The sequence below is a fragment of the Streptomyces clavuligerus genome (assembly GCF_005519465.1).
Taxonomy (GTDB): Bacteria; Actinomycetota; Actinomycetes; order Streptomycetales; family Streptomycetaceae; genus Streptomyces; species Streptomyces clavuligerus.
Map to the genome: position 1 here is coordinate 1,361,184 of NZ_CP027859.1, position 18,911 is coordinate 1,380,094.

The window sequence follows — 18,911 nt, forward strand, 5'->3', positions numbered from 1 at the left end:
CATGGCCGAGCGGACAGCACCCACCCCACCGCGCCACGACCCCAAGGTCGTCACCGCCCTGCGCCGGTTCGCGATCTCGATCACCATCCTCAATATCGCGGGCTACGCCTTCCTCGGCTTCGAACAGTCCTGGGTCTGGCCCCTGATCGCGATCACCACCGCCTATACCGTCGAGATCGCGCTGGAGGCCGTCGCGGCCCGGCTGGAGCACCGGACCCCACGCTTCCGGGGCAACGGGGTACGCGGGGTCGTCGAGTTCCTCCTCCCCGCCCACATCACCGCCCTCGCGCTCAACATGCTCATCTACGTCAACGACCTGGTCTGGGTGATGATCTTCGGCGTCGTCGTCGCCGTCGGCGCCAAATGGGTGCTGCGCGCGCCGGTGCGCGGCAGGCTGCGGCACTTCATGAACCCGTCGAACTTCGGCATCACCATCGTCCTGCTGCTCTTCCCCTGGGCGAGCATCGCGCCCCCGTACCAGTTCACGGAGCATGTCGGCGGGGCCGTCGACTGGCTGATCCCGCTGGTCATCATCGTCGCCGGGACGATGATCAACGCCAAGCTGATCCACCGGATGTGGCTGATCGGCGCCTGGGTGACCGGCTTCGCGCTCCAGGCGGTCCTGCGCGGGCTGCTCTTCGACACCTCGATCCTCGCGGCGCTGGGGATGATGACGGGGGTCGCCTTCGTCCTCTTCACCAACTACATGATCACGGACCCCGGCACCACGCCCTCCAAGCCCGTCGCCCAGATGGCCTTCGGCGCCGGTGCCGCCGCGCTCTACGGGGTCCTCACGGCGCTGGGCATCGCCTACGGCATCTTCTTCGCCACCGCGGCCGTCTGCCTCGTCCGCGGCGGCTATCTCTGGTGGCTCGACATCACCGACAGACGCCGCCAGAACCTCGTCGTAGCCACTCCCGGCCGGACCGGAGCCGAGGCAGGCACCGGGGCGGGGGCCGAGGCCGGGGCGGGGGCCCGCGCCACGCCACCGGTCGCCCACCCCGGGGCGGAAGAGAAAGCCGTGGCCGCGTGATGACCAGAATCGCCATCGTGGGCATGGCCTGCCGCTACCCGGACGCGACCACCCCCCGCGAACTGTGGGAGAACGCCCTCGCGGGCCGCCGGGCCTTCCGCCGACTCCCCGACGAGCGGATGCGTTTGGCGGACTACTGGGACCCTGACCCCGCCCGTCCCGACCGTTTCTATGCCCGTAACGCGGCGGTGATCGAGGGGTACTCCTTCGACCGGGTTGGTCACAAGATCGCGGGGAGTACGTATCGTTCGACGGATCTGACGCACTGGCTGGCGTTGGATGTGGCGGGGCGGGCGTTGGCGGATGCGGGTTTCCCGGGTGGGGCGGGGCTGCCGGGGCGGCGTACGGGTGTGGTGGTCGGCAATACGCTGACGGGTGAGTTCACCCGTGCGAATACGCTGCGGTTGCGGTGGCCGTATGTGCGGCGGGTCGTGGGGGCGGCGTTGCGGGAGGAGGGCTGGGACGACGGGAAGCTCGCCGGCTTCCTGGATGCCGTGGAGTCCTCGTACAAGGGCCCGTTCCCGCCGGTGGACGAGGACACGCTGGCCGGGGGGCTGTCGAACACGATCGCGGGGCGGATCTGCAACCACTTCGATCTGGGTGGCGGCGGTTACACGGTGGACGGGGCGTGTTCGTCGTCCCTGCTGTCGGTGACGCAGGGGGCGAAGTCCCTGATCGACGGTGATACGGATGTGGTGGTGGCGGGGGGTGTGGATCTGTCGATCGATCCGTTCGAGATCATCGGTTTCGCGAAGACGGGTGCGCTGGCGCGGGGGGAGATGCGGGTCTATGACCGGCGTGCCGGTGGTTTCTGGCCGGGTGAGGGCTGCGGCATGGTGGTCCTGATGCGTGAGGGTGACGCGCTGGCGGCCGGGCACCGGGTGTATGCGACGGTGGCGGGGTGGGGGATCTCCTCCGACGGGCAGGGGGGTATGACGCGGCCGGAGGAGCGCGGTTACCGGCTCGCTTTGGAGCGTGCTTATGAGCGGGCCGGGTTCGGTATCGGGTCGGTGGCGCTGTTCGAGGGGCACGGGACGGGGACGGAGGTGGGTGACGCCACGGAGCTGGGGGCTCTGGGCGGGGCGCGTGCCGCCGGTGGGCCTGTCGGTCCGGCGGCGGTGGTGAGTTCGGTGAAGGCGCAGATCGGGCACACGAAGGCTGCGGCCGGGGTCGCGGGACTGATCAAGGCCGCGATGGCCGTCGACGAGGAGATCCTGCCACCGGCCGTCGGGTGTGGGGAGCCCCATCCCCTGCTCACGGGGGAAGAAGCCCCGCTGAGGGTGCTGCGCCGGGCGGAGGTGTGGCCGCAGGGGGCCCCGGTCCGTGCCGGGATCACCGCGATGGGCTTCGGCGGCATCAACGTCCACGTCGTCCTCGACAAGGCCCGGGGAGCCGCCCCGCGCCGCCGCCGCACGCTCACCGGCCGCGGCCTGGCACTCGCGTCCTCCGCCCAGGACGCGGAACTGCTCCTCGTCGACGCCGACTCCCCCCGGGAACTGCGCGAACGCCTCAACGAACTGGCGGGCCTCGCCGCCCGGGTCTCCTACGCCGAACTGGGCGACCTCGCCGCCACCCTCCAGCGGGAACTGCGCGACGCGCCCTGCCGAGCGGCTGTCGTCGCCTCCTCACCCGACGAGGCCGAACAGCGGCTCGCCCTGCTCGCGGACACCCTCGGCCAGGGCCGGGAGGAGTATGCCGCCCCGGACGGCGGTGCCTTCCTCGGCCGGGTCCGGGGCCCCGCCCGCATCGGCTACCTCTTCCCCGGACAGGGATCGGGCAAGGGCAGCGGCGGCGGAGCCCTGCGCCGCAGGATGGCCGAGGCCGACGAGGTGCACACCGCCGCGGCCCTGCCCGCCGACAGCCACGGCGTGGCCACCGAGTCCGCCCAGCCCCGCATCGTCACCGGCTCCACCGCCGGGCTGCGCGCCCTCGACGCCCTCGGACTGGACGCGACCGTCGCGGTCGGCCACAGCCTCGGCGAACTCTCCGCCCTGCACTGGGCCGGAGCGCTCGACCAGGAGCCGCTGTTCGATCTTGCGCGGACCCGGGGCGCCGTCATGGCGGAACACAGCGCCCCCGGCACCATGACCTCGCTCGCCGCCTCCGCCGAGAAGGCCGCCGAACTGGCCGCCGGGCTCCCGGTCGTCCTCGCCGGGCACAACGGCCCCGAGCAGACCGTCCTCGCCGGACCCGCCGACGCGATCGCCGATGTCGAGGCCAGGGCCCGCGCCGCCGGGACGAACTGCACCCGTCTCGCCGTCTCCCACGCCTTCCACTCCCCCCTGATGACGGCCGCCGCCGAGACCTTCGGCACCTGGCTCGCGGAACGGGAGTTCCGCCCCGTCGGACGGCGGGTCGTCTCCACGGTCACCGGCGACGTCCTCGCCCCCGGCACCGACCTGCGCGCGCTGCTGCGACGGCAGATCACCGCCCCCGTGCTCTTCACCCGGGCCGTCGCCCGCGCGGCGGCGGACGCCGACCTCTTCATCGAGGTCGGCCCCGGCCGGGTGCTCAGCCCCCTCGCCACCGCCGTCACCGGACTGCCCGCCCTCTCCCTGGACACCGACAGCGAATCGCTGCGCGGACTGCTCGGCGTGGCGGGCGCCGCCCATGTCCTCGGCGCGCCGCTCGACCACGCGCGCCTCTTCCACGACCGGCTGATCCGGCCCCTCGACACCGACGGCGGATTCCGGTTCTTCACCAGCCCGGCGGAAGCGGCTCCCGTGGTCGACCTGAACGGCCACCGCGCCATCGCCGCGGGCCACGAGCCCGACGCCGAGCCCCACGCCGTCACCGCCACCGTCACCGGAGAGCGTGGCGGAGAGGGCACCGGCAGCGGTGACGCGCCGACCGGGAACACCGTCGACCTGCTGCGCCGGATCGTTGCCGAACGGGCCGAACTCCCGCCCGAACTGGTCACCTCCGAGACCCGTTTGCTCGACGGCCTCCACCTCAGCTCCATCACCGTCGGCCAGATCGTCAACGAGGCCGCCCGGCTGCTCGGCGTCCCCCCGGCCGCGACCCCGCTCAACTTCGCGACCGCGACCGTCGGCGAACTCGCCGAGGCCCTGACGGAACTGGCGGGCACCGCACGGGACGGCGACAGCGCCCGGCCCCCCGCCGTCGCCGGGGCCGCCGCCTGGGCCCGTGCCTTCGCCGTCGAACCCGAGGAGCTGCCCCTCCCCACAGCCGCCCCGCCCGAGGACAACGCCCCCTGGCAGCTCTTCGCGGACCGCGGCCACCCCTTCGCCGAACCCCTGCGCCGCAGGCTGGAGAAGGCCCGTGTCGGCGCGGGAGTCCTGGTCTGCCTGCCGCCCTCCGCCACCGAGGCCGACCTGGAGACGGCCCTGCGGGGAGCCAGGGCCGCGCTCGCCGACGGGCACACCCGGCGCTTCGTCCTCGTCCAGCATGGCCCCGTCGCCACCGCGCTCGCCAAGACCCTCCACCTCGAAGCTCCCCGGCTGCGCACCACCGTCGTCCGGCTCCCGGCGAACGCCCATGTGCATATGGATGCGGATGCGAATTCCGATACGGGAGGGGAAGGGGAGGCGACCGGGTCCCGGGCCGGGGCCATCGCGGTGATCGTCGCGGAGACCGCCGCGACCACCCACTTCACCGAAGCCCACTACGGCCCCGAAGGCAGCCGTACGGTGCCCGTTCTGCGCCCGCTTCCGGTGCGCCCGGCCCGCGCCCGGCAGCCCCTGGGCTCCTCCGACGTCCTCCTCGTCACCGGCGGCGGCAAGGGCATCACCGCCGAATGCGCCCTGGCCCTCGCCGTCGACACCGGCGCGAGCCTGGCCGTGCTGGGCCGCTCCGACCCGGCGCGGGACACCGAACTCGCCGCCAATCTGCGCCGGATGACCGACAACGGCGTCACCGTCCGCTACGCCCCCGCCGATGTCACCGACCCCGGCCAGGTCGGCGCCGCCGTCGCCCGGCTGACCGCCGCACTCGGCCCCGTCACCGCCGTTCTGCACGGCGCCGGACGCAATGAGCCCGCCGCCCTGACCGACCTCGACCCGGATGCCTTCCGGCGCGCCCTCGCCCCCAAGGTCGACGGGCTGCGGGCGGTCCTGGACGCGCTCGAACCGGACCGGCTGCGGCTCCTGATCGCGTTCGGCAGCATCATCGGCCGTGCCGGGCTGCGGGGTGAGGCCCACTACGCCACCGCCAACGAGTGGCTGACCGATCTCACCGAGGAGTTCGCGCGATCCCATCCGCACTGCCGGACCCTGTGCCTGGAGTGGTCCGTGTGGTCGGGGGTCGGCATGGGCGAACGGCTCTCCGTCGTCGAGTCGCTCACCCGCGACGGCGTCACCCCCGTCACCCCCGACCAGGGGATCGCCCTCCTGCGCCGGCTCGTCACCGACCCCGACGCCCCCACCGTCACCGTGGTCAGCGGCCGTACGGAAGGCATCGCCACCGTACGGCGGGCCACCCGCCCGCTGCCCCTGCTGCGGTTCGTCGAGAAGCCCCTGATCCGCTACGACGGGGTCGAACTGGTCACCGAGGCCGAGCTGAGCGTGGGCACCGACCCCTATCTCGCCGACCACGAACTGGACGGCAGCCTGCTGTTCCCCGCCGTCCTCGGCATGGAGGCGATGGCGCAGGTCGCCGCCGCCGTCACCGGGCACACCACCGTCCCCGTGATCGAAGGGGCCGAGTTCCTGCGCCCCATCACCGTCCCCGCCACGGGCCGTACGACGATCCGCGTCGCCGCCGTCGTCACCGCCGAGGACACCGTGGAGGCGGCCATCCACAGCGAGGAGACCGGATTCGCCGCGGAACACTTCCGGGCCCGGCTGGTCTTCGCCGCAGCGCCCCCGCCCGCGACACCGCTCCCCGCGCCGACCGGGGACGGTCTGCCACCGGTCCCCCTGGACCCCGTCCGCGAACTCTACGGCGACCTGCTCTTCCAGAGCGGACGCTTCACCCGGCTGCGCCGCTACCACCGGGCCGCCGCCCGGGAGGTCGACGCCGAGGTGGCGACCTCGGCACGGGAGAACTGGTTCGCCGGTTTCCTCCCCGGTGAACTGCTGCTCGGCGACCCGGGGGCACGGGACGCCCTGATGCACGGCAACCAGGTCTGCGTACCGTACGCCACCCTGCTGCCCCAGGCCGTCGGACGGATCCGCCCGTACGGCGGGAAACCCGCTGTCACCGGGGATCTGCGGTACTGCGCCGTGGAACGGCACCGCGACGGCGACACCCATGTCTACGACATCGCGGTCCGCACCGCCGACGGCGAGGTCGTCGAATGGTGGGAGGGGCTGCGGCTGCGCGCGGTCCGCCACCGCGACAGCGGCGGCCCCTGGGTGGCACCGCTGCTCGGGCCGTATCTGGAACGGACGGTGGAGGACCTGACCGGGGCCCGGGTCGCGGTCGCCGTCGAACCGGACGGCGACCGCGAGGGAGCGGGGAACGGCGACGGGGGCGGCGACGGCGACAGGGCCGGGGCCGGGGGAGGAGACCGCGGGGACCGTACGGCACGGGCCGCCGGACGTGCCACCGGCCGCCCGGTCGGGCTGCGCCGCCGCCCCGACGGACGGCCGGAGCTGAGCGGTAGCGGAACCGGGCGGCTCTCGTCCGCCCACGGCGCGGACCTGACCCTCTGCGCGGTGTCGGACCGGACCGTCGGCTGCGACATCGAGGAGGTCGCCGCCCGGCCAGCCCCGGAGTGGGCGGCGCTGCTCGGCGGACACGCGGCACTGGCCCACCTGGTCGCCCGGGAGACGGGGGAGGACCCGGACACCGCCGCGACCCGGGTGTGGACCGCCGTCGAATGCCTTCAGAAGGCCGGGTACACCGGGTCGGCGCCCCTGACCCTGACCCCGGCGCGGAGGCCGGGCTGGACGGTCTTCTCCTCGGCGGAACTACGGGTCACCACGCTCGCCACCACCGTACGAGGGGCGGCGGCACCGCTCGTCCTCGCGATCCTCACAGGAGGGCACTAGCCATGGCGGACTACTTCGAGCACCGGCACATCGTCGGCTTCGAGGAGACCAACCTCGTCGGCAACGTCTACTACGTCAACTATCTGCGCTGGCAGGGCCGGTGCCGGGAGATGTTCCTCAAGCAGCGTGCCCCGGAGGTCCTGGCCGATCTCCAGGCCGACCTCAAACTCTTCACGCTGAAGGTCGACTGCGAGTTCTTCGCCGAGATCACCGCCTTCGACGAACTGTCGATCAGAATGCGGCTGGCGCACCTCGCCCAGACCCAGTTGGAGTTCACCTTCGACTACGTCAAACTCGGCCCCGGCGGGGCGGAGACCCTGGTCGCCCGGGGCAGCCAGCGGGTGGCCTGCATGCGCGGGCCGAACAGCGCCACCGTCCCGTCCCTGGTGCCCGAGGCGCTGGTGCGGGCGCTGTCGCCGTACTCCGGCCCGGCCCTGCTCCCGCTGGGCAGAACGGCCTGACCACGGTTCCTCCGGGGGGCGGTACCCCCCGGAGGGCCGGATCAGCCGGACGCGGTGCGGAGCGCCGTGGTCCGGACGTCCAGCAGCGCCAGCAGCTCCGGCGGGTCGAGCGCGTTCACCGGGCGGAGCTGGACGTCCACCGGGCTCGGCAGCGCGTGCAGGGCCACGGTGACCGGCTCGGAGGCCCCGACGCAGGGTACGGCGGGCACGCCGCCCCCGTCCCCGCCCTCGGCGCCGTCCCTGCCGTCCCTGCCGTCCCTGCTGTACGGGACGGACTGCGCCAGCACATACCAGGTGCCCTCGGGCACGTTCTCCAGCGCGTACGCGCCCGGGTGGTCCAGCAGGGCGCAGCGCACCGGCCGCCCCCGCGGCACGGGGTCGGGGAACAGCCCGACGAGGACACATCCGGCCGGTCCGCTCGCTGGGGGGAGGACACTGCCCCGGACCGACAGCGGCAGGGCGCCCGGCTCGTCCCCGCCGTCGGAGACGTTGATCTCCTCGGCGAATCCGCCGAGGCGGCGATAGGCGACCGGGGCCAGACCGACCGAGCTCTTGAAACGGGTGCTGAAGCTCCCGATGCTCCGGTAGCCGACGACATTGCTGATGTCGGCGATGTTCAGCTCCGTGCCGACGAGGAGCTTCTTCGCCTCCTGGAGCCGCAGCGCGGAGAGGAAGTGCACCGGGGACAGCCCGGTCATGTTCTTGAACACCCGGGTGAAGTGGAATCTGCTGAACATCGCCGTCTCGGCCAGGGCGTCGATGGTGAGTTCCTCGCCGAGGTTCTCCCGCATGCTGCGGATGGCGCTGGTGACGGCCCGTTCGACGGCGGACTCCTTGGGCCGGGCCACGTCGTCGGCGATCCGCTGCCAGGTCTGCGCGCACTGCCGGGCCAGTTCCACCACGGCGTCCACGCAGTGCGCCGGGACCGTCGCGGTCAGGGCCTGCCAGTCGTCGTCGGTGACGGCCTGGGTGTGCAGCCAGCGCAGCAGCTCCCGTCCTGTGCGGGTGTTCTGCAAGGAGGGGTCCTGGGAGAGGCTTCGCAGCAGGGCGAGCCGGTCCGCAGCGCTCTTCGGCCCCTCGGGGGTGTCCGGGCCCGGGGCGCCGGACGTCCGGCCGGGGCCCGGCTCCTCGCCGCCGAAGAGCTGTCGGCGTACGTCATGAGCGGTTCCGACGGAGACCCCGGCATCGCGGGCGATCGCCCGCAGCGGGGTGTCGGGCCGGGCCGAGATGAGCTGGGAGGCGCGCAGCCGCCCCGCGGAGCCGTCCAGCGGATACCGCCGTCCGTCGGCGCCGATCCGGCTGTTCAGGTGCGGAGATTCCTCAGCTGAACGCAGCCGCGGGGCTTCCTCGGCGGAGCGTCTGCGGATGGCGGAGACCGTCTTTCCGGACAGACCGGCGTGTGCCGCGACCGCGCGGTCCGACCACTGCGGCCGGACGGCGAGGATGCGCCGCGCCGCCGCCTTGCGGTCGGACAGCGACAGCGGCAGCCCATGGGCGATGTTCTCCCCGACCGCGCGGAGGAAGGCCTCGTCCCGACTGCCGTCGAAATAGGTCACCTCGATCTCCTGACGGCCCCTCAGGGCCGCCGCGCGCAAGCGGTGCATCCCGTCGACGACCCGCAGGGTGGCCCGGTCCACCAGCAGCGGAGGTAATTCCCGGCCGGATTCGGCAAGACATTGAATATGGTGTTCATCGACGCCGTCGAGGCGTGGCGAGTCGGCGGGCAGCAGTCGTGATAAGGGAATAAGGTGAACGGTGTCCGCCCCGGTATGCGCCCCGGTATCCGGCCGGGCTGTTCCGTCCGGCTCGGTGCGGGAGGGGGCCGACGGGACTCTGTCTGTCGCGCACGGTCGCGGGTCGTCGGTGGACAACAGCGGAACCCCCTGTGGGCCTATGGAAGGTCAATACAGGAAACGGCTGCCCGATGTAGGATGAAATTATGCATGGCCGGTGTGTTTTTGACCACTTTTCAGCGCCGTTCTCCGGGCGCTTTCCGGAACGAGGAAAGAACCCCGCGCGGTCGGCGCCGACCGGCCCGGAGAAACGTTTCATTTGAGAAGGTGGGGGCTCAGCGGGGCCCGGGCTCCCACGGGCCGGACTGCGCCTGGTACCGCCGTCCGTTGACCTCGTCGGCGGAACGCTCCGTCAGCCACTCCCAGAACGGCAGGGTGACCTCGGGACCGGGCACCCCGGACAGATCGAAGCCGGGTTCGGCCTGCTCATAGCCCCGGGTGCGCATATCGCCCGGGTCGACGGAGACGGCGCCCGCGCCCGAGTCCGCGATCTCGACCGCGAGGACCCGGGTGGCCTGGTCCAGGGCCGCCTTGCTGGCCGCGTAGATCCCCGCACAGGGGAAGACCTCGACCGCCGCCACGCTGGACAGGTTCACCACCAGACCGCCGCTCTTCCGCAGCGCGGGCAGCGCCGGTTGGGCCAGCGCGAGGGGCGCGGCCACATTGGTCCGCAGCACCTCGTCGAACACCTCCGCCGGGTGGTCGAGCAGCGGCCGGATGGGGCTGACACCGATCCTGGACGCGTTGTTCACCAGCCAGTCGAGCCTGCCGAGGGAGTCCGCCGCGGCGATCAGCCGCTCGCGGTGCGCGGCGTCCCCGACATCGCCCGCGACCGCGATCACGGTCCCGCCCCGCCCGGACAGTCGGTCGGCGACGGCCGTCAGATCGGCCGCGGTGCGCGCGGTGAGGACCAGGCTCCAGCCGAGTCCATGGAGATGGGAGGCGAGTGTCTCGCCGAGGCCGGTGCTCGCACCGGTGATCAGCGCGACACGGGACACGGGGCCGGGTTCCGTCATGGGACGTCAACTCCTCGGTCTGCGGGGACGGGGACGGGGGTGTCCGGCCGCCCGTGGCGGCGGCGGACCGGACACCCGGGCCGTCCCGGCGCGTCCCGTCGGCGTGTCCCGGCGGGGCGCTACTGCTGGGCCGGCAGCGCCGCCGGGGCGGGGGCCGCCGCCACGCGGTCGGCCTCGGCCACCGGCGGGGCGAGCGACAGCAGCCCGATGCCGACACCCGCGGCCACGACCAGCACCATGGCGGTGTTGAGCGAGGTGAGGTCGGAGAGCCAGCCGTACACGGTCGGTGTCGCGATGAAGGCGGAGTACGCGGGGAGCATCATGGCCGCCGCCACGACGTTCACCCGGCTGGGCGCCACCCGGGTCGCCGCGCTGAGACAGGTCGGCTGCACACCGGCGATGGCCATGCCCATGAGCAGGAAGGCGAGGACGGAGAGCCACAGGTCGACGGCGGCCATCAGCAGCGCTCCGGAGAGCGCGGTTCCGACCGCGGAGATGAGGAACGAGGTCCGGATGCCCAGCGAGGCCACCAGCCAGGCGTTGATCAGCCGGCCGATCATCATGGTCAGACTGAAGAGAGCGAACGCCGCGCCGCCGTAGACGATGGGGGCGTTCAGCAGTTGGTCGACGTAGATCACCGACCAGACCTGCACAATGCTCTCCACCGCGATGCCCAGCACGGTCATCACGAACACGATGCGGAACAGCGGGTTGCGCATCAGCTTCCGGACGCCGATGTCGCCCTGGGGCCCGGCGCCCTCCTCGGCGGCGGCTTCCTCGTCACGGTTGATCGGGGGGAAGGGGATCAGGAACGAGGCGACCAGGACGGGCACCATGGTCACCGTGAACAGCGCGATCATCCAGCGGTAGTCCATACCCAGGCTGATCAGGGCGCCCGCGCCGAGTGCGCTGACCACTGTGCCGAGGCTGTTGATCGCGTACATCACATTCATCACATCGCGTCCGCCGCGGGTCTCGATCTCCATGAACACGCTGTTCGCGGCGGTGTCGATCAGCGCGGACGAGACACCGGCGAGGGCGAACGCGATCAGCAGCCCGATGAGATGGGTGCTGATGGACAGCATCACCAGCAGCCCGATCTGCGCGAGCTGGCCGTAGATCCCGATCTGGCGGTGGTCGAAGCGGTGGTACAGACGCTTGGTCGAGAGCAGCGTCAGCAGTCCGACGGCGGGCAGCAGCAGATGCGCCGTACCGAAGAAGCCGTCACTCAGGTCTAATTCCCTGATCACCTCCGCCCAGGCCACGGTCATCACACCGATGGCGATGCCGAACATGAAGAACTGGGTACCGGACAGCCAGGTAACCGCCCGCAGATTCCACTCCGGTCCGGATGCTGCGGCGTTTCCGTCCTGCTGTTCCGTCGTCACACTTACTCCTGATGGGCAGGTTCCCACTGAGCGTGCGGGGTCTGCTGATATCGCTCGCGCTCGGCGGGGTTGAACAGTTCGAACACAGTGCTGAACTCGCCGCGCAGAATGCGGCTGGTGTCCAGCGTCTCCACAAAGGTCTTGTAGAGCTCTTCGAGTTCCGGGTCGATATCGACCTTCGGCATCACCTCTTCGAAGTGCGCGCGGTCGTGGAAATGGTTGAGTTCGACGTACAGCACCTCGTCCGGCGTCAGATCGACACCGTCCAGGAGTCCTGAGCATCCGTACTTCGCCCTCGGGTCGCTCATCTCCAGCAGGGTGGCGCCGATGGCGCCATGGCGCCGGAATACCTCGTTGGCCCTGTGGACGACGGCGCGGAAGACTTCCTCGCGCGATCGGGGTACCCGGTGCAGGTACACGACGAGATACACGGGAATCCACCACCCAAGGTCGATACCGCGAAAGCAGGGCCACCAGCTATGAGCTGTTCTGCGGAAGGCTATACGACTGCATAGTGACTCGGCAAGGATTGCGTCAGCGCCTCAACGCGTCCGCAGCGGGGATTCATTGCCGTGGGCAGGTCGGGTCCAACGGGGTGTCATCCGGCCCCGAGCCCGTGATGACCGGGGAATGAAGAGGACGATGGGGCCCAGGTGGTGCAGCGGCCCGGCAGGGCCGTGTCCGGTTTCCCCCGGCTGTCGGCGGATCGGCCTGGGAAGTCCCTGATGGATGTTTTACTATTGACATCAGGAGTGAGGTGGCCGGAATGAAGCGTGAGTACGGACAGTTCTGCGGGTTGGCCGCAGGTCTGGACATCGTGGGCGAGCGGTGGACCCTGCTGATCGTGCGGGAGCTGCTGATCGGCCCGGCCCGCTTCAACGCCCTGCTGGAGAACCTGCCCGGCATCGGGCCGAATCTGCTCACCGACCGGCTGCGGATGCTCACCGAGCACGGCCTCGCCGAGCAGGCGGCGGTGGTCGGCGACGGCAGGGCCCGGCTCTACCGGCTCACCGAGGCCGGGGAGGAGCTGCGCGGCCCGGTGCTCGCCCTCGCCCGCTGGGGCCTGCGCTTCCTCGACGAGTCCGACAGCACCGGGGCGACCCGCGCCGAGTGGGGTTTCCTCGCCGTGCAGGCGATGATCGTCGAGAACGAGGTCCCCGACCTCGACGAGGTCTATGAGTTCAAGGTCGGCGAGCAGATCTTCCAGATCCTGGTCCGCGGCGGCGTGGTGACCTTCGAGCGCGGCCCGGTCGCGGAGCCCGCGCTGACCATCGAGTGCGAGGCGGGCACCTTCATCCGGGTGGGGGCGAAGACGCTGTCCCCCTTCGAGGCGATCGCCACGGGCGATGTACGGATCAAGGGCGAGCCGGAGGCCGTACTGCGGTGCTCCCGGATGCTGGGCCTGACCTGACCTGACCTGACCTGACCTGACCTGACCTGACCTTCGAGCTGAGACCTGGCCTGGCCTTCGGGGTGAGACCTGGCCTGGCTTGGGCTTGGCCTTCGGCCTGAGAGCCGGCCCGGCCCGGTCTGCGCGGGCGACCGGACGCGACGCGCCCCCCTCGGAAGCCGAGAGGGGCGCGCCGTTCGGTCAGGGAGGACCGGGCGTCACTCGGAGGCGAGTTCCGCACCGCCCTGGACGACGTCGATCAGACCGTCGGGACGGCCGTGGCACTTGATCGAGTTGAGCGTGTAGCGGCCCGCGGTGCCGTGGTAGTCACCGGACTTGCCGCGGAAGGTGCCGTACAGCTTGGCGTTGGTCATCGGGCCCGCGATCGGGTCCGTGGGGTTCGAGAGCTGCACATCGCCGGCCCCGACGATGCCGCGGTCGAACGTGCGGTCGAGGTTGACGGCGGCCCAGCCGTAGTACCGGCCGCGCACGCTCTGCACGAACGGCATGTCGGCCTCGCGCAGCCGGTCGGCCCGCGGCCCGGAGCCGTGGATGGTCACCTCGCCCTTGCTCGCCAGCGAGGTGAGCGCGATACGGCCGAGCGACACCGGGACCTCGACCATCTCGCCCTTGCCGACGAAGCCGCTCGGGTAGAACGGACGCAGCGTCTCGGAGAGGTAGTTGTGCTCCAGGTTCTTGGCGTCGTACTCCACGCTCAGCCCGCGGAACGGGAAGATCTCGTAGTGGCACGAGCCGTCCGCGTTGAGGCCCTTCAGCTCCTTCTCGACCGTCAGGTCGGTCCGGATCGTCCGGACGTTGGTGCTGGCCAGCACCCGGCCGAGGATCGAGTCGAACCAGAGCGGTGAGAGCACCGCACGGACCGCGCCGACGCCGGGGGTGATGATGACGACCCGGCCGCCGATGATGAGCGGGACGGTCTGGTCGAAGTAGCCGGTCTCCTCCACCTCGGCCTCGTTGTACAGCCGGGCGGGCTTGTCGCCGGTGATGTCCCCGGTCAGGACCCGGGCCCAGTCGGCGACCTCGCGGTCGGCGTCCGACGCGTACCGCTCCAGCAGACCGAGGCTGCCCGCGCCCGCCGACCGCAGCGCCAGCCACAGCGCGCCCGAACGGACGGACTGGTCGGTCTCGGTGCCGATGATGTGGTCGATGAAGGACAGGCTCTCCGCCGGGTGACGGTCGGCCAGCTCCCACAGCGCGCGCTCGCGCTCCAAGGCGCTGTCGTGCCCTTCGGAGACCTCCCGCAGCTCACCGTCGCTGCGGGAGTCGTACGGCAGGAACTTCTCGGTGATGGGCCGGGCGAAGTCCAGGTACTCCGCGGGGTCGTTGTACCGGCTCGCGGGCGGGGGCGTCAGCGATACCAGACCCTGCTTCAACCGGGCTTCGGTCGATTGGCTCATGCTTCCTCCGCAGCTTCAAGGTGTGCCACCTCGTCCGAGGTAGTTATATGAAAACTAAGTGATACTTTCCCTGTCAAGGCGTAGAGTCACGTCGGCAGCAGCCGACTTGTTCGCGCGACCCGCTGGACGGCACGGTGAGGGAAGCGCTCCGGCAGTAACCGGAATCGGTGGAGGTTCACTGTGAATAGATCAAGTGATCTGCTGGATGGCCCGGTCAGGAGCCGGGTATGACGCTCTCCGCGGCCGGCCCCCGCACCCGCCCGGCACCCCCACCGGAGGTCCCGCGCGGGGCACTGCTGCGGCGGCTCGGCCGGATCGCGGCGACGGTCGCCGAAGGGACCGCGCACCAACTGGCGCGACGGCTGCGGCGGGAGCCCGCGGGCCCGCCCGGCACCCGGCCGAGCTGGCCGGAGGAGTGCGCGCGGATCGTGGAACGCCTCGGCCCGGCGTTCATCAAGTTCGCCCAGATCGCCAGCACCCGCGAGGACGTCCTGCCGCCCCGGGTCTGCGGCGCGCTCAAACGCCTGCACGACACCGTCGAACCGATGCGGACCGACGAGGTGCACCACGCCCTCCGGGAGCACTTCGGCCCTGACTGGCCCGAGCTGCTGCACGACTTCTCCACCGAACCCCTCGGCTCGGGCAGCATCGCCTGCGTCTACCCGGCCCGCCTCGCGGACGGCACCCCCGTCGCCGTCAAACTCCGCCGACCCGGTCTGACGGAGGTCATGCGCCACGACGTCGCCCTGCTGTGCACCGCCTTCGACCTGATCGGCAGGGTCCCCGGGCTGCGGGGAGTGCCCCTGCCGGAGATGGCCCGCGCGGTCGGGGCGAGCGTGCTGCGCCAGCTCGACCTCCAGGAGGAGGCCACGAACCTGGCCCTGCTGCATGAGGACCTGTCCACCCTGGAGTTCATCGCCGTACCTGAACCCGTGGCGGCGCTGTCCGGCGAGACCTGCGTCGTCATGACCTTCGTCCCCGGGGTGCGCGACCGCACCGAGGTCACCGGGTTGAGCCCCGAGCGGCGCCGGGCCCTGGCCGACCAGACCCTGCGGGCCGTGTTCGAGATGCTCTTCTGCACCGGACTGGTCCACTGCGATCTCCACCCCGGCAATCTGCGGCTCACCCCCACCGGCTCCGTCGTCGTCCTCGACGCCGGATTCGTCTGGCGGGTCCCGGAGATCGTCCGGGAGAACCTGGCCGTGTTCTTCCTCAACCTCGGCTTCCGCAACGGCCCCCGCTGCGCCGAAGCGGTGCTGGCCAGCGCGGGCCACGTCGGTGAGGACAGCGCCATCGACGCGTTCGTGGCGGACATCACCCGCCTGGTGGACCGCTTCGGCGGCACCACCGCACGGGACTTCGACCTGATCGAGTTCTCCACGGAGCTGTTCGCCAGTCAGCGGCGCAACGACATCTACGCCTCGTCGGAATTCGTGTTCCCGCTGCTCGCGCTGTTGATGGTGGAGGAGACCGTACGACGGCTCGACCCCGATGTGGACTTCCAGGGCATCGCCCGCCCCATCGTCTTCCGCGCGGCCTCGGGCCGTCCCGCCGGAGAACGCCGCCGCAGGCTGGAAGCGGTCGACGAGCCACCGGCAGCCGCCTAGGGCCTGTTGTGAAAGTGCTGGTCACAGCCATTCGTTGATGGCCTAGGCCCGCTGCCGACGCCTGCTGTTTCTCCCATCCGATAGCTGTCTGTCGAGAGGAAACCCACCGTGCCGCACATCGAACTGGGCAATGACATGCCGGGCATCCTGGCTCTCTTCGCCTACCGCCAGGACACCGGCGCCGTGCTCTCCGAACTCTCCGAGGTCCTGCTGCGCGGTCCCTCGCCGCTCAGCCGCGGGGAGCGCGAACTGATCGGCGCGTATGTCTCCGGACTCAACGGCACCCGCTTCTGCGCGAACGCCCATGGCGCGTTCGCCGCGGCCCAGCTCGAAGGGGGCGAGAGCGTGGTGAGGTCGGTGCTCGACCAGCCGACCGGCGCTCCGGTCACCGCCCGGCTGCGGGCGCTGCTGCGGATCGCGGCCGAGGTGCGGGAGGAGGCGGGCCCGGTGTCGGCACAGGCGCTGGCCGCCGCCCGCGCGGAGGGCGCCGACGACCGCGAGATCCATGACACGGTCCTGATAGCCGCCGCGTTCTGCATGTTCAACCGCTATGTCGACGGCCTTGCGACCGACCTGCCGCAGGACCCCGGCTACTACACCGAAGCGGCCAAGGTGATCGTCGCCCATGGCTATGCGATGCCGCAGAAGCCCGCCGAGGAGGCGCTCCACGCCTGAGCCGCCGCCCGGCCGGAACCCGTGCGGCCGGGAACGCGCGCTGATGACCGGCCCCGGATCTCCCGCCCGTCAGGGGCAGGACATCCGGGGCCGTCCGGCGTCGCCCGTCTTCCCCTTCCCGCCGCCCGCCCTACGGTGCCCCGCGGTCCCGGTAGGAGCGGTGCAGATGGCGCAGATACCGCCCGGGGCCGGGGTGGGAGCCGTCCTGGGCGCCGTGGCGGTGGAGTTCGGCGCGCCCGTCGGGGTGCAGCCGGACCGTGGTGGTGGCCCGGCGGCCGGGTGCGGCCGGCCCGGAGGGAGGCGCCGGGCCGGTGGGATCGGCGAGGACGGGGGCGTCGGGGGCGAAGACGGCCGCGGCGTCGGCGGGTGTGGCCGCGGGCTGTCCGCCGGTGCGGTTGGCGCTGCTGACGTAGAGCACGGGGAACGGGTCCAGGAGCGGGGCGAGGGGCTGCCAGCGGGCGCCGAACAGCAGGGTCCAGCCGCTCAGAGTGGCAGGGGCCAGCCAGGCCGGGACGGACAGGTGGTCGTGGACGGGGACGAGAAGGGTGACGAGTTCCTCGCCGAGCAGCCGACGGGCGAACCGGCGGGTGTCCCGGTCGAGGTCGAGAAGCCCGTCCAACCGGTCGAGGGTGTCCGGGTGGTGGGCCCACAGGGCGACGGCCTGACCGGCGGGCCGGCGCTTGGCGGTGTTGACGGCGGCGGGCCCGGTGGCGGCGACCACACAGGTGAGCGGGGCCGGGTTGGGCAGGACCACGGCCCTGCCCCGGTCGAGCGCACGGCGGACGGCGGCGGTGTCGCTGAGGGCCGCGACGGCGGCGGGGGAGGAACGGTGCGCGATACGGCTCGCGGCGTCGTTCATGACCCGGCCCCGGAGGTGAGGCCGTCCAGGTAGGCGGCCAGGGCCTCCTCGTCCACGGTCGCGCGTCCGGCGCGGTACGCCCGGCGCTTGACCCAGGCCGTGGCGGCCCTGGCCCGGTCGGCGTCGAGGTGGTGGCCGAGGCGGGCGGCGACCGCGGTCACGACGCGGGTGCTGGCCAGATGGGTCAGCACGATGTCCGGTTCGATGCCCAGGAGAGCCCTGGGGTCGTAGGGCTGGAACAGACCGGGGTCGACGAACGGGGTGCCGGTGGAGATCGTGGCGACTCCGGTGCCGACCACCGGGGTCGTCACCGTCAACGGCACCCCGGTCTGCTCGGAGACCATCGCGGCGATGACCGGCAGACGGGTCAGATCGGGCGCCCGCCACCACAGGCGGTCCGCGTCGCCGGAGGACCCGAGCAGCGTCGCCGCGCGCTCCGGATCGTGGGCCAGCAGGAACAGCAACTGCTCGGTGGCGGCCATGCCGGAGCGCTCCGCGATGCCCAGCCAGGAACTGGCGGCGATCCGCACCCCGGCCTGGAGGGCCTGAACGGTGTTGGCCAGGCCGAGGCCCAGATCGTTGTGGAGATGCGCGCCGAGCACCGTCCCGGCACCGGCCGCGGCGCCGACCCGTGCGAACATCCCGGCCGCCTCGGCCGGGAACTGCCGTCCCACGGTGTCGGCGAGGATCACCGCACCGGCCCCGGCGGAGGTGAACTCCCCGGCGGCGTCGCCCATCAGCGCGGGGTCGGCACGGGAGGCGTCGGCCAGGCACACATCGGCCGCGACCCCCTCGTCCAGCTCCCGGACCGCCTTGACCAGATCCGTGCCGCGCGCCAGCGCCGCACGGGCATCCTGATGGACCATCACCCGCGCCATCGGGTCGGACGCCGGGACGACCACCATCACCCGGGCATGGGCGCTCCCGCGCACCGACGCCACCGCCTGCCGGACGTCGTCCCGGGTGCCCCGGCACACGGCCGCCACGCTGACCTGTCCCTCGGCCTCGACCGCGACCTGCCGCACCGCCTCGAACTCCTCGGCGCACACGGCGGGAAACCCCGCAGCGAACACCACATGGCGCGGCCCGTCGGAGCCGAACACCGCACCGTGCTCGCGCGCCAGCCGCACCCGGAAACCGGGCGGCATCAAGGTCTTGGCCTGAGCGCCGTCGCGTGCGGACTCCTCCCACACCACCAACCGGCCGGCCAGCGCGGATTCACGGACGACATCCCGCATCGGCGGGCCCCCTCTCCCTCGTACGCCCACCGGGCGGGAACCCCCGCGCAGCGGCGCACCGACGAGGGGAAACGATAAC

General features: G+C 71.9%; 13 protein-coding genes. 6 read left to right on the forward strand and 7 right to left on the reverse strand.

All coding sequences use genetic code 11. The features are described 5' to 3' along the window. Window position 1: 1 nt before the first annotated feature. From CRV15_RS34075 to CRV15_RS34085, 3 genes are read left to right on the forward strand one after another with little or no spacing between them, the layout of a single operon-like run. The gene (locus CRV15_RS34075; RefSeq protein ID WP_003963553.1) at window positions 2–1,033 is read left to right on the forward strand and encodes an RnfABCDGE type electron transport complex subunit D; all 1,032 of its coding nucleotides are present in this window, start codon (window positions 2–4) and stop codon (window positions 1,031–1,033) included. Then, window positions 1,033–6,987: a type I polyketide synthase gene (locus CRV15_RS34080; RefSeq protein WP_003963555.1), complete on the forward strand. Its 5,955-nt coding sequence runs from the start codon at window positions 1,033–1,035 to the stop codon at window positions 6,985–6,987. The genes CRV15_RS34075 and CRV15_RS34080 overlap by 1 nt, the downstream gene beginning before the upstream one ends. Before the next feature lie 2 nt (window positions 6,988–6,989). Then, on the forward strand, window positions 6,990–7,448 hold the full coding sequence (locus CRV15_RS34085) for an acyl-CoA thioesterase (RefSeq protein WP_003957094.1): 459 nt from the start codon (window positions 6,990–6,992) through the stop codon (window positions 7,446–7,448). Between the two features lie 41 nt (window positions 7,449–7,489). Here CRV15_RS34085 and CRV15_RS34090 read toward each other — a convergent pair whose 3' ends face one another. From CRV15_RS34090 to CRV15_RS34105, 4 genes are all read right to left on the reverse strand, one after another. Next, window positions 7,490–9,085, reverse strand: coding sequence for a helix-turn-helix domain-containing protein (locus tag CRV15_RS34090; RefSeq protein ID WP_003957095.1), 1,596 nt, complete (start codon window positions 9,083–9,085; stop codon window positions 7,490–7,492). Between the two features lie 431 nt (window positions 9,086–9,516). Further along, window positions 9,517–10,257, reverse strand: coding sequence for an SDR family NAD(P)-dependent oxidoreductase (locus tag CRV15_RS34095; protein WP_003957096.1), 741 nt, complete (start codon window positions 10,255–10,257; stop codon window positions 9,517–9,519). Window positions 10,258–10,376: 119 nt separating this feature from the next. Next, window positions 10,377–11,645, reverse strand: a complete 1,269-nt coding sequence (locus CRV15_RS34100) for an MFS transporter (RefSeq protein ID WP_009999539.1) — start codon at window positions 11,643–11,645, stop codon at window positions 10,377–10,379. A gap of 2 nt (window positions 11,646–11,647) precedes the next feature. Continuing rightward, window positions 11,648–12,076 (reverse strand): DUF1428 family protein, encoded by a 429-nt coding sequence (locus CRV15_RS34105; RefSeq protein WP_003957098.1) that lies wholly within the window; start codon window positions 12,074–12,076, stop codon window positions 11,648–11,650. A 335-nt stretch (window positions 12,077–12,411) separates the two neighbouring features. On the opposite strand from CRV15_RS34105, the gene CRV15_RS34110 reads away from it, so the two are divergent. Continuing rightward, on the forward strand, window positions 12,412–13,056 hold the full coding sequence (locus CRV15_RS34110; RefSeq protein ID WP_003963557.1) for a crotonobetainyl-CoA--carnitine CoA-transferase: 645 nt from the start codon (window positions 12,412–12,414) through the stop codon (window positions 13,054–13,056). Between the two features lie 197 nt (window positions 13,057–13,253). On the opposite strand, the gene CRV15_RS34115 is transcribed toward CRV15_RS34110, so the two are convergent. Continuing rightward, complete coding sequence (locus CRV15_RS34115) at window positions 13,254–14,453, reverse strand: hypothetical protein (RefSeq protein ID WP_003957100.1); 1,200 nt, start codon at window positions 14,451–14,453, stop codon at window positions 13,254–13,256. Between the two features lie 227 nt (window positions 14,454–14,680). Between CRV15_RS34115 and CRV15_RS34120 the strand changes: the two genes are divergently transcribed. Beyond that, window positions 14,681–16,060, forward strand: coding sequence for an ABC1 kinase family protein (locus CRV15_RS34120; protein WP_003963558.1), 1,380 nt, complete (start codon window positions 14,681–14,683; stop codon window positions 16,058–16,060). 108 nt (window positions 16,061–16,168) lie between these two features. Beyond that, window positions 16,169–16,735 (forward strand): carboxymuconolactone decarboxylase family protein, encoded by a 567-nt coding sequence (locus CRV15_RS34125; protein WP_009999542.1) that lies wholly within the window; start codon window positions 16,169–16,171, stop codon window positions 16,733–16,735. Window positions 16,736–16,865: 130 nt separating this feature from the next. On the opposite strand, the gene CRV15_RS37620 is transcribed toward CRV15_RS34125, so the two are convergent. Both CRV15_RS37620 and CRV15_RS34135 read right to left on the reverse strand, forming a co-directional pair. Then, window positions 16,866–17,594 (reverse strand): hypothetical protein, encoded by a 729-nt coding sequence (locus CRV15_RS37620; RefSeq protein WP_003963560.1) that lies wholly within the window; start codon window positions 17,592–17,594, stop codon window positions 16,866–16,868. Continuing rightward, window positions 17,591–18,832: a 2-isopropylmalate synthase gene (locus CRV15_RS34135; protein ID WP_003963561.1), complete on the reverse strand. Its 1,242-nt coding sequence runs from the start codon at window positions 18,830–18,832 to the stop codon at window positions 17,591–17,593. The genes CRV15_RS37620 and CRV15_RS34135 overlap by 4 nt, the downstream gene beginning before the upstream one ends. Window positions 18,833–18,911 lie beyond the last annotated feature (79 nt).